This window comes from Microbacterium sp. 05T445 (assembly GCF_056395865.1).
Genome location: NZ_JBFTKJ010000001.1, coordinates 140626 through 161325, shown reverse-complemented (window position 1 = coordinate 161325; position 20700 = coordinate 140626). Strand labels below are relative to the sequence as shown.

Annotated in this window: 19 protein-coding genes; 11 read left to right on the top strand and 8 right to left on the bottom strand. The window is 71.2% G+C overall.

From position 1 onward, the window contains the following. Nucleotides 1-59: 59 nt before the first annotated feature. The 3 genes from AC1DDU_RS00785 to AC1DDU_RS00775 are packed head-to-tail and all read left to right on the top strand — an operon-like array spanning nucleotide 60 to nucleotide 2083. A complete protein-coding gene (locus AC1DDU_RS00785; RefSeq protein ID WP_477430725.1) occupies nucleotides 60-971 on the top strand; it encodes a TatD family hydrolase in 912 nt (303 codons plus the stop codon). A 15-nt stretch (nucleotides 972-986) separates the two neighbouring features. Continuing rightward, nucleotides 987-1526, top strand: a complete 540-nt coding sequence (locus AC1DDU_RS00780; protein WP_477430724.1) for an NUDIX hydrolase — start codon at nucleotides 987-989, stop codon at nucleotides 1524-1526. Then, on the top strand, nucleotides 1523-2083 hold the full coding sequence (locus AC1DDU_RS00775) for an N-acetyltransferase family protein (protein WP_477430723.1): 561 nt from the start codon (nucleotides 1523-1525) through the stop codon (nucleotides 2081-2083). The genes AC1DDU_RS00780 and AC1DDU_RS00775 overlap by 4 nt, the downstream gene beginning before the upstream one ends. A 19-nt stretch (nucleotides 2084-2102) precedes the next feature. Here AC1DDU_RS00775 and AC1DDU_RS00770 read toward each other — a convergent pair whose 3' ends face one another. Both AC1DDU_RS00770 and AC1DDU_RS00765 read right to left on the bottom strand, forming a co-directional pair. Further along, complete coding sequence (locus tag AC1DDU_RS00770) at nucleotides 2103-3488, bottom strand: MFS transporter (RefSeq protein ID WP_477430722.1); 1386 nt, start codon at nucleotides 3486-3488, stop codon at nucleotides 2103-2105. Nucleotides 3489-3525: 37 nt separating this feature from the next. Further along, entirely contained in the window at nucleotides 3526-4983 is a 1458-nt protein-coding gene (locus AC1DDU_RS00765) for a sugar porter family MFS transporter (RefSeq protein ID WP_477430721.1), read from the bottom strand. A 125-nt stretch (nucleotides 4984-5108) separates the two neighbouring features. Between AC1DDU_RS00765 and rsmA the strand changes: the two genes are divergently transcribed. The 4 genes from rsmA to AC1DDU_RS00745 all read left to right on the top strand — a co-directional run bounded on the left by rsmA (nucleotide 5109) and on the right by AC1DDU_RS00745 (nucleotide 9444). Next, nucleotides 5109-5951, top strand: a complete 843-nt coding sequence (gene rsmA, locus AC1DDU_RS00760; RefSeq protein WP_477430720.1) for a 16S rRNA (adenine(1518)-N(6)/adenine(1519)-N(6))-dimethyltransferase RsmA — start codon at nucleotides 5109-5111, stop codon at nucleotides 5949-5951. Between the two features lie 55 nt (nucleotides 5952-6006). Beyond that, nucleotides 6007-7074, top strand: a complete 1068-nt coding sequence (locus AC1DDU_RS00755) for an aldo/keto reductase (protein ID WP_477430719.1) — start codon at nucleotides 6007-6009, stop codon at nucleotides 7072-7074. Next, nucleotides 7071-8000 (top strand): 4-(cytidine 5'-diphospho)-2-C-methyl-D-erythritol kinase, encoded by a 930-nt coding sequence (locus tag AC1DDU_RS00750; protein ID WP_477430718.1) that lies wholly within the window; start codon nucleotides 7071-7073, stop codon nucleotides 7998-8000. The genes AC1DDU_RS00755 and AC1DDU_RS00750 overlap by 4 nt, the downstream gene beginning before the upstream one ends. A gap of 64 nt (nucleotides 8001-8064) precedes the next feature. Further along, nucleotides 8065-9444, top strand: coding sequence for a GNAT family N-acetyltransferase (locus tag AC1DDU_RS00745; RefSeq protein ID WP_477430717.1), 1380 nt, complete (start codon nucleotides 8065-8067; stop codon nucleotides 9442-9444). A 7-nt stretch (nucleotides 9445-9451) separates the two neighbouring features. Here AC1DDU_RS00745 and AC1DDU_RS00740 read toward each other — a convergent pair whose 3' ends face one another. Genes AC1DDU_RS00740 through AC1DDU_RS00730 form a run of 3 tightly spaced genes read right to left on the bottom strand, consistent with a single transcriptional unit; the run spans nucleotide 9452 to nucleotide 11627 of the window. Then, the gene (locus tag AC1DDU_RS00740; RefSeq protein WP_477430716.1) at nucleotides 9452-9619 is read right to left on the bottom strand and encodes a hypothetical protein; all 168 of its coding nucleotides are present in this window, start codon (nucleotides 9617-9619) and stop codon (nucleotides 9452-9454) included. A gap of 38 nt (nucleotides 9620-9657) precedes the next feature. Beyond that, nucleotides 9658-9948, bottom strand: a complete 291-nt coding sequence (locus tag AC1DDU_RS00735) for a metal-sensitive transcriptional regulator (RefSeq protein ID WP_477430715.1) — start codon at nucleotides 9946-9948, stop codon at nucleotides 9658-9660. Beyond that, nucleotides 9945-11627: an FAD-dependent oxidoreductase gene (locus tag AC1DDU_RS00730; protein ID WP_477430714.1), complete on the bottom strand. Its 1683-nt coding sequence runs from the start codon at nucleotides 11625-11627 to the stop codon at nucleotides 9945-9947. Before AC1DDU_RS00730 ends, AC1DDU_RS00735 begins: the two co-directional genes overlap by 4 nt. Before the next feature lie 118 nt (nucleotides 11628-11745). On the opposite strand from AC1DDU_RS00730, the gene AC1DDU_RS00725 reads away from it, so the two are divergent. Then, complete coding sequence (locus AC1DDU_RS00725; RefSeq protein WP_477430713.1) at nucleotides 11746-13560, top strand: ABC-F family ATP-binding cassette domain-containing protein; 1815 nt, start codon at nucleotides 11746-11748, stop codon at nucleotides 13558-13560. A 42-nt stretch (nucleotides 13561-13602) separates the two neighbouring features. On the opposite strand, the gene uxuA is transcribed toward AC1DDU_RS00725, so the two are convergent. The 3 genes from uxuA to uxaC are packed head-to-tail and all read right to left on the bottom strand — an operon-like array spanning nucleotide 13603 to nucleotide 17416. Next, entirely contained in the window at nucleotides 13603-14796 is a 1194-nt protein-coding gene (gene uxuA, locus AC1DDU_RS00720; protein ID WP_477430712.1) for a mannonate dehydratase, read from the bottom strand. Between the two features lie 17 nt (nucleotides 14797-14813). Then, nucleotides 14814-16016: a mannitol dehydrogenase family protein gene (locus tag AC1DDU_RS00715; RefSeq protein ID WP_477430711.1), complete on the bottom strand. Its 1203-nt coding sequence runs from the start codon at nucleotides 16014-16016 to the stop codon at nucleotides 14814-14816. Further along, nucleotides 16013-17416 (bottom strand): glucuronate isomerase, encoded by a 1404-nt coding sequence (gene uxaC / locus AC1DDU_RS00710; RefSeq protein WP_477430710.1) that lies wholly within the window; start codon nucleotides 17414-17416, stop codon nucleotides 16013-16015. The genes AC1DDU_RS00715 and uxaC overlap by 4 nt, the downstream gene beginning before the upstream one ends. A gap of 94 nt (nucleotides 17417-17510) precedes the next feature. On the opposite strand from uxaC, the gene AC1DDU_RS00705 reads away from it, so the two are divergent. The 3 genes from AC1DDU_RS00705 (at nucleotide 17511) to AC1DDU_RS00695 (ending at nucleotide 20700) form a co-directional block, all read left to right on the top strand. After that, nucleotides 17511-18770 (top strand): ABC transporter substrate-binding protein, encoded by a 1260-nt coding sequence (locus AC1DDU_RS00705; RefSeq protein ID WP_477430709.1) that lies wholly within the window; start codon nucleotides 17511-17513, stop codon nucleotides 18768-18770. A gap of 77 nt (nucleotides 18771-18847) precedes the next feature. Continuing rightward, a complete protein-coding gene (locus AC1DDU_RS00700; protein WP_477430708.1) occupies nucleotides 18848-19753 on the top strand; it encodes a carbohydrate ABC transporter permease in 906 nt (301 codons plus the stop codon). Continuing rightward, complete coding sequence (locus AC1DDU_RS00695; RefSeq protein ID WP_477430707.1) at nucleotides 19750-20700, top strand: carbohydrate ABC transporter permease; 951 nt, start codon at nucleotides 19750-19752, stop codon at nucleotides 20698-20700. Before AC1DDU_RS00700 ends, AC1DDU_RS00695 begins: the two co-directional genes overlap by 4 nt.

Genomic DNA, 20700 nt, shown 5'->3' with positions numbered 1-20700 from the left:
TCGCGAGGCGGGGCGGTCGGCCGGTCGTTGAGCGCCGAGTCGAACGAGGAGACGAAACGATGACGCACCCGCCGGTGCCGTACCCGGCCGAGGGCGCCGACCCGTCGCAGTACGTCCGGGTGCGCGAGAAGGGGTCGCGCGACGTGACGTACCCGACAGCGCCGGAACCGCTCGCCGTGCCCGTGTACGACAACCACGCGCACCTCGAGATCGAGGACGGCGTCGGCCTGGCGCTCGACGAGCAGCTCGCCCGCGCCGGCGAGGTCGGCGTGGTGGGCGTCGTGCAGGCCGGGGGCGACATCGAGTCGAGCCGCTGGTCGGCGTGGGCGGCGGCATCCCACCCGCGCGTGCTCGCGGCGGTCGCGATCCATCCCAACGAGGCGCCCGCCTACCAGGCGGCCGGGCGGCTCGACGAAGCGATCGCGGTGATCGACGAGCTCGCCGCACAGCCGCGCGTGCGCGCGATCGGCGAGACCGGGCTGGACTTCTTCCGCACCGACGACGAGGGCCTTCCCGCCCAGTTCGAGAGCTTCGAGGCGCACATCGCGCTCGCGAAGAAGCACGGCGTCGCCATGCAGATCCACGACCGCGACGCCCACGACGCGGTGCTCGAGACCCTCGCGCGCGTCGGTGCCCCCGACCGCACGGTGTTCCACTGCTTCTCGGGAGACGCCGACATGGCGCGCATCGCGGGGGAGCGCGGCTACTGGCTCTCCTTCGCGGGCAACGTGACGTTCAAGAACGCGCAGAACCTCCGCGACGCCCTCGCGGTGATCCCGCGCGAGCGCATCCTCGTCGAGACGGATGCCCCGTTCCTCACGCCGGCGCCGCACCGTGGTCGCCCCAACGCGCCGTACCTGATCCCGGTGACGGTGCGGTTCATGGCCGCCGAGCTCGGCGTCGAGGTCGACGAGCTGTGCGCGCAGATCGCAGCGAACACGCTCGAGGTGTACGGGGCGTTCGAGGACTGACGCTAGGTTCGGTTCGTGGACGGCGAGCTGTGGGATGTGACGGATGCCGCCGGCATCCCGATCGGGAGGACTCATCGCCGGGGCGACCCCGGCTTCCCCGCGGGCTTGTTCCACATCGTCTCGGCCGTGTGCGTCGTGCGCGACGACGGCCTGGTGCTCATCACGCAGCGTGCGGCGGTGAAGGACTGGGCGCTGGCGTGGGAGTTCCCCGCGGGCAGCGCGCTGGCCGGTGAGACGAGCTCCGAAGGGGCGATCCGCGAACTCCACGAGGAGACCGGGCTGACGGCGCCGCCTGAGACGCTGACGCTCGTCGGGCGGTTCACCGAGGAGTCGGCCCTGCTCGACCTGTACGTCGCGCATGGACTGGACACCGCCGTGCTCGCCCTCGACCCCGCCGAGGTCGCGGACTCCGAGTGGGTGTCGCTCGACACGGTCCGCGCACGGTACCGGGCCGGGATCTTCGCCGAGCCCTGGGTCGCCCGCCTCGACGCGCTGTGGCCGGCGCTCGTCGCCGCGGTGCGCGGAGCCGGCGCGGCGGCGCCTCCGACCCGATGACGGTCTACGCCGAGTACTCCCCGGGCGACGGCGGACGGCCGCCCGCGGCGGTGACGCTGCGTCCGGCGACGAAGGGAGACATCGAGGCGATCCTGCGCATCGAGATCGCGGCCGGTCGCTCGCCGGCGTCGATCGGGACCGCACGGGGATACCGCCGCGCGGTGGCGGATCCGCAGCGCTGCGTGGTGGTCGCGGAGGTCGCCGACGACGCGCGGCGGACCGTCGTGGGCTGGGCGAAGACCCACCATCACCTCGAGCAGGTCGACGACGCTCCGTCCGGGCACTACCTCGGCGGCATCACCGTGGAGCCGTCGTGGCGCCGTCGCGGCGTCGCCGCCGCCCTCACCGAGGCGCGGATGGGCTGGATCGCCGCACGTGCGGCCGAGGTGTTCTACGTCGTCAACGCCCGCAACCGCGCCTCGATCGCCCTGCACCGCCGCTGGGGATTCGAGGAGGTGCTCCGTGCGCCGCGGCTCATGGGCCTGGAGTTCGCCGGCGGCGTCGGGCTGCTGATGCGCGCGGACATCGGCACAGGGTCGCCGGTCCGCGCGGGTTGAGCGGGGAGCGACCGCCGGGCTAGTCGCGCAGCGGCAGGCCGCCTTCGCCGGGTTCGGCGGGAAGATCGGGGATCCCGGAGGCGAACGGGTCGGCGACATCCGCCGCTGCGTCGACCGGCCCGGCAGCTTCGGCGTCGGTGTCGGCGGTGTCCGCGGGCGCGGCATCCTCTCCGACCACCGGCTTCGCGGCGGCGATGTGCGAGATCGACCGCCAGACCAGCGCCAGGGTGATGGCGGAGCCCGCGAACGCGAACCACCACGGGGCGGTGAGCCCCCACACCTGGGCGAGGATGCCGCCGATGAACTGGCCGATCACGAGGCCGCCGAACACGCCGACCATGTTGACCGAGGCGATGCGGCCCTGCAGCTCCATGGGGACGAGCCGCTGGCGCACGGTCGTCGAGATCGTGCCCCAGATGAAGGCGTACAGGCCGAAGCCGAACATGATGACGAACGCCACCCACTGCGACGTCGTCAGCGCGAAGGAGAGATGCATGAGCACCTCGCAGCTGAGGCACACGCGCATGAGGGTGGCGAACGACACGTGCTTCTCGAGCCAGCCGAAGCTGAAGATCGCGATCATGCCGCCGATCGCCGATGCGGTGGTCAGCGCGCCGTAGCCGACGGCACCCATGCCCAGGTGCTCGGTCGCGTACAGCACGAGGACGCCCCAAGGAGCTGCCCATGTGACGTTGAACACGAGGATGATCACGATGAGCGTGCGCACCGGCGCGTTGTGGCGCAGCCAGTGCAGGCCCTCGCGGATCGCGTGCGCCTTCGTCCCCGGGCTCGTGGCCGGATGCTCGGGCACCGGGGTGCGGGCGATGCGCGAGATGAGGAGCACCGCGAGCGACACGCACACCACCTGCAGCACGAACGGCCAGAACGATCCCAGGGCGAACAGGAATGCGCCCAGCGGCGGCCCGGCGAGCTGATTCGCGACGAGGTAGCCGGCCTGCATCCGGGCGTTGCCGATGCCGAGGTCGACGGGCTTCACCAGCATCGGCAGCAGGGTGCTCCCCGCCGAGTCGGCGAAGACCTCTGCGGTGCCGTAGAGGAACGCCGTCGCGAGCACGAGCCACACCGTCGCGTGGCCGGTCACCAGGAACACCACCAGTGCGAGCACGACGACCGCACGGATGCCGTTCGCGAGCATCACCAGGCGGCGGCGGTCGTGGTGGTCGGCTACGGCGCCCGCGAGGAGCCCGAACAGCAGCCACGGCAGGAACTGCATCATGGCGCCTGCGGCCACCAGCACGGGCGACGACGTCAGCGACGCGATGAGCAGCGGAGCGGCGGCGAGGGCGATGCCGTCGCCGAGGTTGCTCGTCCACGACGACGCGAGCAGCCACCGGAAATCTGTCCCGAGGCGTCGTGGCGCGACGAGTTCCCCGAGCGATGGCATTCCGCCATCCTAGGGGCGCCGGCGGACACCGCAGGCGCTATGCGGCAGCGGGGCCCTTGTGGATGAACAGGGTCTCGGTCTGCTCGATGTCCATGCCCTTCGTCTCGGGCACGCGCCACGCGACGTAGACGAACGACAGCGCCGCGAACAGCGCGTACATGCCGTAGGTGAGCGGCAGCGACCACGACGACATCGCGGGGAACGAGATCGTGATGAGGAAGTTCGCGATCCACTGCGCTCCGGCTGCGACGCCGAGCGCCTTGCCGCGGATGCGGCTGGGGAAGATCTCGCCGAGGAGCACCCACACCAGCGGCCCCCACGACGCGCCGAAGCCGACGACGAAGACGTTCGCGGCGACGAGCGCGATCGGACCCCAGGGTGCCGGCAGCGTCACGGCCCCTTCGGCATCCGTCGTCGAGAACACGAACGAGATCGCCATCAGGCCGAGCGAGATCGTCATCATGACGGAACCGGTGAGGAGGATCGGCTTACGGCCGACGCGGTCGACGAGGAAGATCGCGACGAGCGTCACCAGCACGTTCGTGATCGAGGTGACCACGCTGATCGTGAACGAGTCGCTCTCGTCGAAGCCGACCGACTGCCACAGGCTCGTCGAGTAGTAGAAGATCACGTTGATGCCGACGAACTGCTGGAACACCGACAGGATGATGCCGACCCACACGATCCGCTGAAGGCCGAGCACCGGGCCGCGGATCGAGACGCCGGAGTTCTTGCGGTCCGACTCGATCGCGTTCTGCAGCTCCCGGATCGACTGGTCGAGGTCGGCCGGCGGGATGAGCCGGGCGAAGATCGCGCGTGCCTCGTCGGTGCGGCCCTTCGACAGCAGGTAGCGGGGCGACTCGGGGACGGTGAACGACAGGATGCCGTAGACCGCGGCCGGGATCACCCCGACCAGGAACATCCAGCGCCATGCCTCGAGGCCGAACCACAGCACCTCGTCGGCGCCGCCGGCGGCATTGGCCAGCAGCGCGTCCGACAGCAGCGCCGCGAAGATGCCGATCGTGATCGCGAGCTGCTGCAGCGAGGCCAGCCCGCCGCGGATCTGACGCGGCGCGATCTCGGCGATGTACGCCGGCGCCACCACCGACGCGATGCCGATGCCCAGGCCGCCGATCACGCGCCACAGCGCCAGGTCCCACGCCGAGAAGGCGAGGCCGGCGCCGATGGAGCTCGCGAAGAACATGATCGCGCCGAGGAACATCACCCGCAGCCGGCCCCACCGGTCCGACAGGTTGCCCGCGATGATCGCGCCCACCGCGCACCCGAGCAGGGCGATCGCGACGACGAAGCCGGTGATGACGTCGTTGAGCGCGAAGTCGGAGGAGATCGAGTCGACCGCGCCGTTGATCACGGACGAGTCGAAGCCGAACAGGAAACCGCCGACGGCTGCCGCGACCGACAGGCCGATCGCGCGGCGGCCGTAGGGACTGCGGAGCGAGAACGCGTCCGCCGGGATCGATCCGGTGGTGTTCATGCCCGTCACGTTATCGGTCGCCCGCGGCATCGGGGAGGGGTTGACACCGCGTGCGCCGAAACCCGTTGTGACGGCGCGGAGCGGATGCCGCCGGGCCGCGCACCCCCGGTCGGTACTGTGGAGTCATGCCCGTGACACTGCTCGGCGCGGCCGAGATCCGCGCGCTCGCCGCCGACCTCGACGTCACCCCGACCAAGAAGCTCGGGCAGAACTTCGTCGTGGACGCCAACACCGTCCGCAAGATCGTGCACGTGGCAGAGGTCGCTCCCGGCGACCGCGTGGTCGAGGTCGGGCCAGGGCTCGGGTCGCTGACGCTCGCGATCCTGGAGACCGGGGCGTCGGTCACCGCGGTCGAGATCGACCACCGCCTGGCCGAGCGCCTGCCGGCGACCGCCGCCGCGCACGGCGTCGCCGACGGTGCGCTGACCGTGGTCGACGCCGACGCGCTGCGGGTCACCGAGCTGCCCGGCGACCCCGCCGTGCTCGTGGCCAATCTGCCCTACAACGTCAGTGTGCCGGTGCTGCTGCACTTCCTCGAGACGTTCCCGGGACTGCAGCGCGGCGTGGTCATGGTGCAGGCCGAGGTGGGGGAGCGGCTCGCCGCCCCGCCCGGATCCAAGACCTACGGCGCCCCCAGCGTCAAGGCGGCCTGGTACGGACCGTGGCGCCTCGCGGGGACGGTCTCGCGCCAGGTGTTCTGGCCGGTGCCCAACGTCGACAGCGTGCTGGTCGGGTTCCGCCGCGACGCCGAGCCGCGGGGTGACGAAGAACTGCGCCGACGCACGTTCGCGATCGTCGACGCCGCGTTCCAGCAGCGTCGCAAGATGCTGCGGCAGGCGCTGTCGTCGGTGCTCGGCGGATCCTCGGCGGCGGCATCCGCGATCCTCGAGGCCGCCGGGGTCGCGCCGACGGCCCGTGGCGAAGACCTCGCCATCGACGATTACGTCCGCATCGCCCAGGCGTCCTGAGGCGCGGCGCGCCGCACGTCCTGCACGGGCGCCGCGACGTCGCTAGCCTGGACCGGTGACCGAAGACGACCGCTACCTGTCTCGCGGCGGAGACCTCCACCGCCCCTACACCGCCGCCGACGACCGCTACGTCGGCGCGGACTACCGCCGCGTCGGCACGTCGGGGCTGACCCTGCCGCCGGTGTCGCTCGGCCTGTGGTGGAACTTCGGCGACAACATCCCGTTCGACAACCAGCGGGCGCTGCTGCGCCACGCGTTCGACCGCGGCATCACCCATTTCGACCTCGCCAACAACTACGGCCCGCCCTACGGCACGGCCGAGACGAACTTCGGCCGCATAATGCGCGAGGACTTCGCGCCGTACCGCGACGAGCTGATCATCTCGTCGAAGGCCGGCTACGACATGTGGCCCGGCCCCTACGGCAACGGCGGCTCGCGCAAGTACCTCATCGCCAGCGCCGAGCAGTCGCTGACCCGCATGAGCGTCGACTACGTCGACATCTTCTACTCGCACCGCGTCGACCCCGACGTCCCGGTGGAGGAGACCGTCGGCGCGCTGGACACCCTGGTGCGCCAGGGCAAGGCGCTCTACGTCGGCATCTCGTCGTACAGCGCGGAGCGCACCGCGGTGGCGGCATCCGTCGCCCGGTCGCTGGGCACCCCGCTGGTGATCCACCAGCCCGCGTACTCGATCCTCAACCGCTGGGTGGAGGACGGCCTGACCGGCGTGCTGAAGCAGGAGGGCATGGGCGCCATCGCGTTCACGCCTCTCGCGCAGGGGCTGCTGACCGACAAGTACCTCGGCGACGGCTCGGCCGAACGCGCGCAGCAGCGCGGGTCGCTGCCCAGCGGTTCGCTGAGCGAGAAGGGTCTGGCGACTCTCCGTTCGCTCGATGTCATCGCGAAGGAGCGCGGCCAGACGCTTGCGCAGATGGCGATCCAGTGGGTGCTGCGCGACCCCGTGGTCGCCTCCGCGCTCATCGGCGCGTCGCGTCCGGCACAGCTCGACGAGAACCTCAAGGCGCTCGAGGGGCCGGCCTTCACCACCGAGGAGCTGGAGCGCATCGACGCGCTGTCGGACGGCATCGACGTCGACCTCTGGGCGGAATCGGCGAACCGGTGAGTCAGGCCCTCGCCGCCGACGGCGTCCGCGTACGGGCACCCGGCAAGCTCAACCTCTTCTTCGAGGTCGGCGGCGTGCAGGACGACGGCTACCACGACGTCGCCTCGGCGTACCAGGCGGTGTCGCTCTACGAGGACGTGTGGGCCAGCCCGTCCGACGAGTTCACGGTGTCGATCTCGGGCACCGTCGACGTGTCGGGGGTTCCCGCCGACGACCGCAACCTCGCGGTGCGCGCGGCGCGCCTGGTGGCCCAGCGGGTCGGGCACACCGGCGGTGTGCACCTCGACATCGTCAAGCACGTGCCGGTCGCGGGCGGCATGGGCGGAGGATCCGCGGATGCCGCGGCAGCCCTCGTCGCGTGCGATGCCCTCTGGGGTGCCGAGCTCGGCAGCGCCGAGCTGCACAAGCTCGCGTCCCGACTCGGCGCCGACGTTCCGTTCGCGCTCATGGGCGGCACGGCCGTCGGCACGGGGCGCGGCGACCAGCTCAGCCCCGCCCTCGCGAAGGGACGGTTCGACTGGGTCGTCGTCCCTTCGGATGCGGGGCTGTCCACTCCCGAGGTGTACGCGCACCTCGACGAGCTGCGGGCGCGCCCCGACCTCGCCGCGGGGTCGCGCGTGCCCGCCGTCGCTCCGGCGGTCCTGCACGCTCTGCGCGCGGGTGACCCGATCGCGCTGGCGGAGCACGCGCGCAACGACCTGCAGGTGGCGGCGCTGTCGCTGCGGCCCGCGCTGCGCGACGCGCTCGAGCTGGGCGAGGAGTCGGGGGCGCTGGCGGGGATGGTGTCGGGGTCCGGCCCTACGCTGGCCTTCCTGGCGGTCGACCCCGAGTCGGCCCTCGAACTGCAGATCACGCTGTCGGCGGCGGGCTACGAGGCGCTTCACGTGCACGGACCCGTCGCAGGCGCACGGGTGGTGCCGGCCTGAGCGGCCGGCGGTGCCCCTGCGGCAGGTGGCCGCGCAGGCGAAGCTTCTGATTCCGAGGAGATGCATGAACACGTCCCAGAACGTGCCCGGCGGGGCAGGGGAGTCCGACCGCGCGGCATTCCGTGCCGGGCCCGTCGACGAGCAGTCGCGGGTGCGGCTGGCCGCGAACGGTCTCGACTACCGGCGGGTCTCCGTCGCCGACGACGAGTTCGCACCGTGGCTGCAGGCGGTGGGGCGCGGATTCCTCGACAGTGAGCGGAGCGAGGAGCAGATCGCATCGATCCGCGAGCGGAGCGCATACCGCCGCGTCACCGGGGTGTACGACCCCGCAGGGCCCATGCCCGAGGTGCCGGTGTCGACGATCGCGTCGTGGCTCGGCGACCTCTCGGTCCCGGGCGGCGGGTTGATCCCATCGTGCGCGATCTCGGCCGTCACCGTCTCGCCCACGCACCGGCGACGCGGCATCGCCCGGGCGATGATGGAGGGCGAGCTGCGCGCGGCGCAGGCCGCCGGCATCCCGATGGCGATGCTGACCGTCAGCGAGTCGACGCTGTACGGCCGCTACGGCTTCGCGCCCGCCGCGCGGCGCGCCGGCTGGCGCATCGACACGAAGCGCGCGGGCTGGATCGGCCCGCGTCCCGAGGGCCGCATCGACTTCATCCCGCGCGAGCGCGTGCGTGAGGTGATGCCCGTGCTGCACGACCGGGTCCGGCACCTCACCGCGGGAGAGATCGACGTGCCCGGCTCGCACTGGGACATCTTCGCCGGCACCACGCCCGTCGCCGAGAAGGCCGGCGAGAAGCGGGCGGTGCAGTACACCGACACGGCCGGCGAGGTGCGCGGCGCGGCGATCTACGCGGTGCACGGGAACGAGGAGGACTTCACCAAGGCGAAGGTCTCGGTGCACTACCTCGTCGCCGAGGACGACGACGCCTATGCGGCGCTGTGGCGGTTCCTGCTCGAGCTCGACCTCGTCGCGGAGGTGAGCTCGCACGAGCTGGCCGTCGACGAGCCGCTGCTGTGGATGATCGCCGACCAGCGCGCGGCGAAGGTCGGCATCTTCGACCACCACTACGTGCGCATCATCGATGTCGTCGCGTCGCTGGAGGCGCGCCGCTATGGTGCGGCCGGCCGGCTGGTGCTCGACGTCGACGACCCGCTGGGCCTCTCCAGCGGGCGGTACCTGCTGGAGGCCGCTGCCGACGGGTCCGGTCGCGTGCGGGTGCTCGAGGACGCCGAGACGGTCGAGGCCGTCACGGTCTCGCTCGGCATCGCGGAGCTGTCGGCGACCTACCTCGGCGGGGTGTCTCTGGCAACGCTGGTCCGTGCGGGCCGGGTGGACGTGGATGCCGCGGGTGCGGMATCCACGTCGTCCGAGGCCGTCGAGACCGCGAGTCGCGTGCTCGGGTGGCACACAGCGCCGCGGCTCAGCATCTGGTACTGAGCGGGCCTCAGCGGCGCCGGAACATCCCGAAGAGCCCGCCGCCGCGGGTGGCCTCGGCCTCGTGGCCGGGGCAGCGCTGCGCAGTCGGCACGCCGGCGAGCGCCTGGTCGATGTGCTGACCGCACCCCGTCCAGGTCGCCTTGCCGCACGTGGTGCACGTGACCTTGCTGCACATGATGTCGTTCCTCTCGGTTCAGGGGGGAATGCCCGGCGTCACGCCAGGGCGAGGAAGAGCTTCTCGAGCTCGTCGGTGGTGAGGCCCTCCGCCTCGGCGGCGGCTTCGGGGTCGACGACGCAGTCGCGCATCGCCGTGGAGACGATGGCGAAGCCGGCGCGGTCCAGCGCGCTGGTGACGGCGGCCAGCTGCGTCACGACGTCGCGGCAGGATGCATCCGATTCGACCGCCGCGATGACGCCGGCGAGCTGGCCGTGCGCGCGGCGGAGGCGGTTGACGATGCGCTTTCGGGTGGCCGCCTGCTCTTCGGGACTGCCGGTGATCATCATGCGTATGCTCCTTCGCTGGTGAGGACGCGGTCGACGTCGTCGCCGTGCCAGTGACGCAAGGTCTGGATGCCGCCCGAGAGCGACGCGGAGTCGAAGCCGTTGTTGGCGAGGATGCGGTGCGCGATGTTCGAGCGCACTCCCGCCGCGCACAGCACCCGCACCGGCCGGTCCTCGGCGGCGTCGCGCACCTCGTCGAGCCGGTCGCGCAGCTGCGTGTGCGGGATGTTCAGCGAGTCAGGGATGTGCCCGGTGGCGAACTCGGCCTCGGAGCGCACATCGAGCACCAGAGCCTCCGCACGTACGTCGTCGAGGTCCGCGGCGTACCAGAGCCGCAGCCGACCGGCGAGGACGTTCTCGGCGACCATGCCGACGAGGTTGACCGCATCCTTCGCCTGTCCGTACGGCGGGGCGTAGCTGAGGTCGAGATCGATGAGATCGGATGCCGCGACCCCGGCCCGCATCGCCGTGGCGATGACGTCGAGGCGCTTGTCGACGCCGTCCGCGCCGACGGCCTGCGCGCCCAGCAGGCGTCCGTCCTCGCCGATGTGCACGACCAGGTGCAGCGGGGTCGCGCCGGGGAAGTAGCCGGCGTGCTGGTTCGGGTGCAGGTGCAGTGTGCGGAACGGGATCCCGGCGGCCTCGAGGGCGCCGCGGTTCGCCCCGGTGAGCCCGGCGGCCAGCCCTCCGACGCGCACGATCGCGGTGCCGAACGACGCCGGGATCGGCCGGGCGTCCGCCGCACCGAAGATGTCGTCGGCGATGAGCCGCCCGGCACGGTTCGCCGGGCCGGCGAGGGCGACGGGGGCGACGACGCCGGTCACGGCGGTAGGCCGTGCGGTGGCGTCGCCGGCCGCCCAGACGCGCGGGGCCGAGGTGCGTCCGCGCTCGTCGACGACGATCGCGCCGCGCACCGTCTCGATCCCCGCGGCCTGCGCGAAACCGGTCTCGGGCGTGACGCCGACCGACAGCACGACGAGGTCGGCGGTAAGGGCGGTGCCGTCCTCGAGGTGCACGGTGTCGGCGAGACCGCCCTGTTCGATCCGGCTGGCCGCGACGGCGTCGTGCACGCGGACGCCGAGTCCGGTGAGCTCGTCGCGCACGAGCGTCGCGAGCTCCTGCTCGAGCGGCGGGAGGACGTGTGCGGCGCGCTCGACGAGGTCGACCTCCAGGCCGGCGGAGCGCAGCGCCTCTGCCGCCTCCAGCCCGATGAACCCGGCGCCCAGCACCACCGCGCGGCGATCGCCGCCGAGCACGCGCTCACGCAGTGCGACGGCGTCGGCGACCGTGCGCAGCGTGTGCACGCGCGGCGAGTCGATGCCGGGGATCGGGGGTCGCACCGCCGCGGCGCCGGGCGCGAGGACGAGCGCGTCGTACGCGAGCGTGAGCAGCCCGTCGGGCGCCTGCGCGGTCACCGTCCGGGCGGCGACGTCGACCGAGAGCACCTCGTGCCGGGTGCGCACGTCGAGGTTCAGCGCAGCGCGCAGCGACGCCGGGGTGTGAAGGAGGAGGGACGCGGCATCCGTGATCTCGCCGCTGACGTGGTACGGCAGTCCGCAGTTGGCGAACGACACCTCGTCGCCGCGCTCGAGCACGACGATCTCAGCCGACTCGTCATGCCGGCGCGCGCGTGCCGCTGCGCTCATTCCGGCGGCCACTCCGCCCACGATCACGATCCGCATGACTCTCCTTCCGGGTACCCCCAGGGGTATCTGATGACGGAGTCCAGCATACCCAGGGGGGTATCGGTTCGCCAAATCGGGAGGCGGGTGCGGGCCGGTCGCCTAGCCTTGAGGGGACATGGCACATCTTCTGGGGGCCGAGGCCCTGCACCTGGAGTTCCCGACCAAGGTCGTCTTCGACCGGGTCTCGCTCGGCATCGACGAGGGCGACCGCATCGGCGTGGTCGGCCGCAACGGCGACGGCAAGTCGAGTCTGCTGGCGATGCTCGCCGGCCGCCTCGAGCCCGACGGTGGTCGCGTCACGGTGCGCGGCGGCGTCCGCGTCGGTGTGCTCGACCAGGCCGACACGCTCGACGACGCGCTCACGATCCGCGAAGCCGTGGTCGGGGACCGCCCGGACCACGAGTGGGCGGGCGACTCCCGCACGCGCGACGTGATCGCGGGCCTGCTGGGCGATCTGGCGTGGGACGGCCCCGTCGCGGGACTCTCGGGCGGCCAGCGGCGCCGCGTGTCGCTTGCGGCGCTCCTCGTCGGCGACCACGACGTGCTCTTCCTCGACGAGCCCACGAACCACCTCGATGTCGAGGCGATCGCGTGGCTGGCCGAGCACATCAAGCGCCGGTGGCCGGCGAATCAGGGCGGACTCCTGGTCGTGACGCACGACCGGTGGTTCCTCGACGAGGTGTGCAACACGACGTGGGAGGTGCACGACCGGCTCGTCGAGCCCTTCGAGGGCGGGTACGCGGCGTACATCCTGCAGCGCGTCGAGCGCGACCGGCAGGCCGCCGTGATCGAGCAGCGCCGGCAGAACCTCGCCCGCAAGGAGCTGGCGTGGCTGCGCCGAGGCGCACCCGCGCGCACGTCGAAGCCGAAGTTCCGCATCGACGCCGCCAACGTCCTCATCGCCGATGTCCCCGAGATCCGCGATGCGACCGAGCTGCGGTCGCTGGCGGTCTCCCGGCTCGGCAAGGACGTCGTCGACCTGCTCGACGCCTCGGTCTCGTACGACGGGCGCGAGGTGCTGCATCCCGTCGAGTGGCGGATCGCGCCGGGCGAACGCACCGGCATCCTCGGTGTCAACGGGGCCGGCAAGTCGACTCTCCTGGGGCTGGTGGCCGGCGACGTCGAGCCCACCGGCGGGCGCGTCAAGCGCGGCAAGACGGTCAAGGTCGCAACGCTCACCCAGCGCCTCGACGAGCTCGAGGAGCACCTCGACGACCCTGTTCGCGTGGTGATCTCGAGCCTGCGCACGACCTACACGTTCGGCAGCGGCTCGAAGGCGCAGGAGCTCACGCCGGGTCAGCTGCTGGAGAGCATGGGCTTCCAGAGCGCGCAGCTCTCGACGCCGGTCAAGGACCTCTCCGGTGGCCAGAAGCGCCGGCTGCAGCTGCTGCTGATCCTCCTCGAGCAGCCGAACGTGCTGATCCTCGACGAGCCCACCAACGACCTCGACACCGACATGCTCGCCGCCATCGAGGACCTCCTCGACTCGTGGCCCGGCACGCTCCTGGTCGTCTCGCACGACCGCTACTTCATCGAGCGCGTCACCGATCAGCAGTACGCGATCCTCGGCGGGCACCTGCGCCACCTTCCCGGCGGCGTCGACGAGTACCTGCGCCTGCGCGAGCGCGAGCGCAACGCGGGCCCGGCGACATCGAAGGCAGCGGATGCCGCAGCCCCGGCATCCGCTTCGCCCTCGGTGCCCTCGCTGGGAGGCCAGGAGTTGCGCGCCGCGCAGAAGGAGGTCGCCTCCCTCGAACGGCGCCTGGAGAAGCTCGAGACGCAGATCACCGCCGCGCGCACCGCCCTGGCCGACCACGACCAGTCCGACTACGTGGGCCTCGGCGCGGAGATGGCGCGCATCGGCGAGCTCGAGACGGAGCGCGACGGCGTCGAGGAGCGCTGGTTCGAGCTCACCGAGCAGATCGGCTGACGAGCCGGCGGGACGGTCCTCGCACGGGCCCCCGGCCTCGACTCAGGCCGCGTCGCCGTCGAGGAGCCGCGTGACGGCCAGCTCGACCCCTCGCAGCTGCGCCAGCCCCTTCATCCGCCCGATGAGGGCGTAGCCGGGGTAGGTGGGGCGATTCAGGTCGTCGAGCAGGTAATGACCGTGGTCGGGTCGCATCGGGATGCGCGCGAACGGCTCGCCCGCCGCGGTACGTCGGCGCTCCTCCGCGACGAGGGCCGAGATCACGGCCACCATATCGGTCCCGCCGTCGATGTGGCCGTCTTCGAAGAAGCTCTTGCCGTCGGGCTCGATCGTGACGTTCCGCAGATGGGCGAAGTAGATGCGGTCGGCGAAGCGCCGGGCCATCGCGACGACGTCGTTCGTGGGGATCGACCCGTACGAGCCGACGCACATCGTGAGACCGTTGGCAGGGGAGGGCGCGGCATCCAGCAGCGCCTGCGCGTCGTCGGCCGTCGACACGACGCGCGGCAGCCCGAACAGCGGCCGAGGCGGGTCGTCGGGGTGGATCGCCAGGCGCACGCGGGCCTCCTCCGCGACCGGCACCACCTCGCGCAGGAACGCCGCGAGGTTGGCCCGCAGCGCGTCCGCGTCGATGCCGTCGTACAGCGCCAGCCTCGCGCGCAGCGACTCCAGGTCGTACGACTCCTCCGATCCCGGGAGCCCTAACAGCACCGTCTCCTCGAGCGCGGCGCGCGCGGCGGAGTCGAGGCCCTCGAACAGCGCCCGGGCGCGCGTGTGCTCGTCGGCCGTGTAGTCGGCCTCGGCACCCGGCCGTTCGAGGATGAACAGGTCGAACGCCGCGAACGCCGCGAAGTCGAACCGCATGGCGTAGCCGCCGTTCGGAAGAGCCCAGCGCTGGTCGGTGCGCGCCCAGTCGATGACCGGCATGAAGTTGTAGCAGACGGTCCGGATGCCGGCGGCCCCGAGATTGCGGATCGTCTGGGCGTAGTTCGCGACGGCGCGATCGCGCAGCGGCCCGCCCCACTTGATGTGCTCGTGCACCGGCACGGATTCCACGACGGACCAGGTCAGGCCGGCGTCCTCGATCACCGCGCGCCGCGCGAGGATCTCGTCCGTCGGCCACACCTCCCCGTTGGGGAGGTGATGCAGCGCCGTCACGATGCCGGTCGCGTCGGTCTGCCGGATCTCGGCGAGCGAGATGGGATCGTTCGGGCCGAACCATCGCCACGTGTGTTCCATCGGGAGGGCCTTTCGCTTCAGGAGTGGGGTGCGGTGTCGTGCTCGATCGCACGGATGCTCTCGAGCACGCGGTCGCCGAGGGGGAACTCGCGCCCGGCGGCGCGCTCGGCGTCGGCGACCGGCTGGATGCGCAGGGCGTGCTTGGCCGCGGCATCCTGCTGTATCTGCTCCAGCAGGTGCTCGATGCGGGCGTTGGCGAACCGGTCGCGCAGCCGGAGCACATACTGCGGGCCGTCGAGCTCGGCGGGGAGGTGGGCGTTCGCGGCGGCCCAGAACTGCTCGACCTCGGCGGCCACGACGGGATCGGCCATCGCCTCGGCGACCGTCCGGTGGCCCAGGGGGATTCCGAGCGCGGCGAGGATCGTGTGGGCGCCGTTGAGCAGCCACAGCTTGCGACGGGTGTAGGGCGCGGCGTCGTCGGCGTACGTCGCCCCCGCCGACGCCCAGTCGGGCCGCCCGGCGGGAAAGCCCCCGGCGAGCACCCAGTCCGAGAACGGCTCCGCGACGACGGGAGCGAGGTCGTCGTATCCGGTCAGACGCGCCGCTGCGGTGATGTCCGCGGCGGACGTCCTGGGCGTGATGCGGTCGACCGAGGTCGAGACGAAGGAGACCTCGGAGGCGAGCCAGTCCCGCATGGCGGGCTGCAGCCGACCGGCGAACGCGCCCATCAGCCCGGCGACGTGTGCACCGTTGTCGGGCACGTTGTCGCAGGGGACGACGGCCAGCGGAGCGCCCTCGCGGCGCCATCTCACGACCAGGCCGCCGAACAGCCGCCCGAGCGGCGAACGGGGCGGTGCGCCGCCGGCGATCCGGGCCAGGTCGTCGGCGTGGAGTGCGACCGCGCGGTCGACGTCGTCGGCGGCGCCATACCCGCGCTCGGTGATGGTCAGGGTGACGGCCGCGGTCTCAGGGCGCGCGATCAGCGCATCGAACAGCTCCAGGTCGGCGCCGTCGGCCGCGATCGCCAGGGGCGACAGGATCGTCGCCTCATCGTGCTCCGGCCCTCGCTCGATGAGCGTGTAGAGCCCGCCCTGCGCGGCCAGCGGCGCGGCGGCGGCAGGGCTGCGGACGGTGAAGGCCGCCACGCCCCAGTCCTCGGCATCCGTCGCCCTCGCGGTGTACCAGAGCTGGTGCGAGCGATGGAACGCGCCCAGTCCGATGTGCACGAGGCGGACCGGGGGAGCGGCGCCGTCCCGGTGCAGGCGCGTCCGGGCGCTCACAGCTTGAACGCCCGTCGCGGAGCGTCGATCGTCAGCGTGCGCATCGCGCGCCGTGCCGCCGGCAGCGACAGCCGCTGCTCGGCGACGAGCTCCGACAGGTAGCGCGCGTCGACGCGCCGGGCGACATCGTGGCGGGCCGGGATGGAGCACAGCGCCCTGGTGTCATCGACGAAGCCCGACGTCCGCGAGAAGCCCGCCGTCTCGGTGACGGCCCGCCGGAAGCGCAGCAGCGCGTCGGGCGCATCGAGGAACCACCATGGCGAGCCGAGGAACACGCTGGGATAGAACCCGGCGAGCGGTGCGAGCTCACGCGAGAACACCGTCTCGTCGATCGTGAACAGCACGAGGTGGAAGCCGTCGGCCGTGCCGAAGTCCTCCAGCAGCGGCTGCAGTTCGCGCGTGAAGCCGACGCCGAAGGGGATGTCATGACCGGTGTCGGCTCCGTGGGACGCGCGCGTCGGCGGGTGATGGTCTCGATGCACGCCGGGATGCAGCGTCATGACCAGTCCGTCCTCGACGCTCATCCGCGCGGACTCGTGGATCATGTGCGCCTCGAAGTCCGCGGCATCCGCGGGGTCCTCCGTGGCCCGGACCCGATCGAACAGCCGACGTGCGTCGTCGCGATCCAGGCGCAGCGCACGCGGGGTGCGCACGCCGTGATCGGCCGAGACGGCGCCGGCGCGCACGAAGCGCTCCCGCTGGACGCGGAGGGCATCGAGGTAGCCGTCGTAGTCCGATCCGGTGCCGGAGGCGGACGCGAGCAGGTCGACCCGGCCGGCGAAGCCGGGCAGCGCGGACAGGTAGGCATCGGGTCTGAACGTCGGAACGACTCGGGTACGCACGTCCTCGGCGGCTGCGAGGACCGCGTGCGCCGCCAGGTCGTCGAGCGGATCGTCCGTCGTGGCGAGCACGTCTATGCGGAATCGGGAGAGGAGCGCACGCGGGCGCATCGCTGCCTCCGACAGCATCCCGTCGATACGATCGAACAGCGCGTCGGCGTTGTGCGCGGCAGGCTCCTCCTCGACGCCGAACAGCGTGCACAGCTCCTCACGGAGCCACGCGCCGCTGGCCGTGCCGTCGAAGAGCGGCCAGCGTTCGCAGAACCGGCGCCACACCGCGCGGGGAGCCGCGGGATCGGCGCCGCGTCCGAGGTCCGTCATATCGACGCCGTCGGCGTGGAGCAGGCGGGTGACGTAATGGTCCGGGGTCACCAGCAGCGCGGGCGGATCCGGGAACCGCAAGTCGTCGGCGAGCATGGTGGGGGAGACGTGGCCGTGCGGGGAGACCAGCGGCGCCTCGGCGACCTCGTCGAGGAGTTCGCGTGCGACCTCGCGCTGCGCGGGATCGGAGGGCAGGAGGCGATCCTCCGGGGAGTGCAGCGGAATCGACGCGGTCACCATCGTCCTTTCGTGCCGTCAGAACTCTTGTAAAACGATTATCGATTATCGTATGCTCATTGCGACCCGGATGACAGCACCGGCCCATGGAGGTTCAATGAAGATCACACGACGCATTCTCGTCGGCAGTGCAGCCGTCGCGACAGCATCCCTGGCTCTGGCCGGCTGCGCCGGCGCGTCCGCCGGCGGGGAAGGGGGCGACAAGGTCGAGCTGACGATGCTCGTCAACATCACCCCGAATCTCACCGAGGACTGGTGGAACGAACTGGTGGCCCCGTTCGAGGCTGCCCACCCCGACGTCGACGTCAAGATCCAGGCACCCGCCACGGAGGGCGTGAAGGCCACGCTCCCGCAGCTGCTGGCGTCCGGGCAGGTCCCCGACATCGTGCAGACGCTGACGCCGAACGCGGAGCTCGCCCCCGAGCTGGTCGACCTGTCGCAGTACGACTGGGCCAAGAACGGCCCGCTCGCCGACCAGTACACGATCGACGGCAAGTACCTGACCGCCGGTATCGGCATGCAGCTGCAGACCGTCTGGTTCTACAACAAGCAGGCGTTCGCCGACGCCGGCATCACCGAGGTGCCCACGACGACGGAGGAGTTCGACTCCGCCCTCGCCAAGCTCAAGGACGCCGGGTGGACCCCCATCCAGACCAGCGGTGAGTGGGCGACGCAGATGGCGTTCCAGTTCGGCGGGCTTCCGACGGTGATCGGCGAGGACCCGGACTGGTTCGAAGGCATGTCGTCGGGCGACCTGACGTTCAGCGAGACGTACGGCGAGATGGCCGAGCGGTACGCGGGCTGGGTCGCCGACGGCTACATCCCCGCCGACTCGGTGGGCCTGAAGTACGCCGACGGCGAGCAGCAGTTCCTCGCCGGCAAGGCCGCGCTGTACCCGATGGGCAGCTGGTTCGCCGCGGCGGAGGCCAAGGCGACGGATGCGCCCGAGATCGGCGTCTTCTCCGCTCCCGCGGACGAGGGTGTCACCCCCCGGCAGGGCGCCAGCCTTGCGAGCCCGTACATCATCATGAAGGCGTCGAAGCACCAGGACGCCGCTGCCGAGCTGGTCGAGTTCCTCGTCACCGACAAGGACGCCGTCACCGCGCAGCTCGAGGCCGACGGGAACTTCCGCGACGGGTACGAGTACGAGATGGACGACCTGGCCGCGCAGCTGCTCGAGATCACGTCCAGCACGGATCCTGCCGACTTCACCCCCACCGGTGACGGCTACGGCGATCTGACGGTCCCGTCCGGTTACCAGGTCGAGCTGAACACGCAGGTTCAGGGTCTGCTCACCGGCGGCTCGCCCGACGCGCTGACGTCGGCGATGGACGACTGGTTCGCCGCGAACCGCTAGCACGCGCCCGGACCGTCGGCCCCGGGGCGACCCGGGGCCGACGGTCCGGTCATCAAGCAACAAGAAGGGAGCGCCGGATGACCACCACCACCGCTGCTCGCAGACGCGGCGCCTGGCGGCGGATGCTGCCGGGGTTCGTGATGGGCGCTCCGGCGACCATCGTCTTCATCGCGATGTTCGTGATCCCGATGATCTTGGCGTTCGTCCTGAGCCTCACCAACTGGAACGGCTACGGCCTGACCTTCGACTTCATCGGCCTCCAGAACTACATCGACGCGTTCAGGAACCCGCGATCGCTCGACGCGGCGATCTTCACAGGCGTGCTCGCGGTCGTGGGCACCGTGCTCTGCAATGCGCTGGGGCTGGGGCTGGCCGTGCTCATCAGCGGGTCGGGCCCCCTCAACACCGCTGCGCGCACGGTGTTCTTCTACCCCTACATCATCAGTGCGCTGGTCATCGGCTTCCTGTGGTCGACGCTCCTCGCTCCGCAGGGTGTGGTCAACAGCCTGTTCACGCAGGTCGGTCTGCCGACGCTGCCCTTCCTCACCGACCCGACGTTCGCCAAAGGCGCGGTCATCTTCACCGTCGTCTGGTCCCACTTCGGTTTCAACATGATCCTGTACATCGCCGGCCTGAAGTCGATCCCCGCGGAGTACTACGAGGCCGCCACCGTCGACGGTGCCGGCCGGTGGATGCAGTTCCGCAACATCACGATCCCGCTCCTGGCCCCGGTCGTCACGGTGAACCTCGTCCTGTCGCTGGTCGGCTTCCTCAAGGTCTACGACGTCGTGCTCTCGCTCACCGCCGGAGGACCCGCCGGCTCGACCCAGACGGTGGTGTACCAGATCCTCAATGACGCCTTCATCAACGGGAAGCTCGGCTTCGGCGCCGCACAGGCCGTCCTGCTCCTCATCGTCACCGCGATCCTCGGTCTCGGTGTGACGCTCTCCCGCCGGTCCGCAGAGAAGAAGGTGGCCGAATGACCTCCACCGAGACGATTGCACCGACCCTCTCCGAGGGGCCGGCTGAGCTCGCGCTGGACACCACCGCGGTGCGGCTGCGGCGCCGTCCGCGGCGCCGCCGCACCAGCATCCAGGCCCCGCTGCCCACCCGCATCCTGCGCTGGCTCGTCCTCGTCGTCGTCGCCGTGGTCATGCTCGTGCCGATGTACATCATGACCATCAGCGCGTTCAAGTCGCAGGCCGACATCCTGCAGAACCCGCTGAGCATCTCACCGGAATCGTTCACCCTCGAGTACTTCCTCGCGGCGGTCACGAGCGAGAAGTTCAACGTCATCGCCGCGTACGGCGTGACCCTGCTGTTCGTGCTGCTGGTGAACCTGTTCTGCATCCTGCTCGCGGCCCCCGCGGCGTACGTGATCGCCCGTGGGCGCAGCAAGTGGCACCTCGCGCTGCTGCTGCTGTTCGTGTCGGGGCTGTTCATCCCCGGGCAGGTGACGCTGATCCCCGTCGTCTTCGTCCTCCGCCTGCTGGGCCTCATCGGCACGATCCCGGGTTTCGTGCTGTTCGAGACGGCGTTGACGCTGCCCATCACGATCTTCCTGTTCGCGGCGTACCTGCGCAGCATCCCGCGGGACATCGACGAGGCGGCTGCGCTCGACGGTGCCGGCAAGATCCGGGCATTCTGGCTGTGCATCTTCCCGATCATGAAGCCGGTCGTGGCCACGATCATCGTGCTCAACTCGATCAGCGTGTGGAACGACTTCGTCAATCCGCAGGTGATCCTCGGTCCGAGCTCCGGCATCTACACCGTGACCACGGGCGTCTATGCGGCGGTCAGTCAGTACTCGACCGACTACACCACGGTCTTCCCGACCCTGCTGCTGGCAGTGGCTCCCGCGTTCATCTTCTTCATCGTGATGCAGCGCAACATCATCGGCGGCCTGGTCGCCGGATCGACCAAGGGCTGA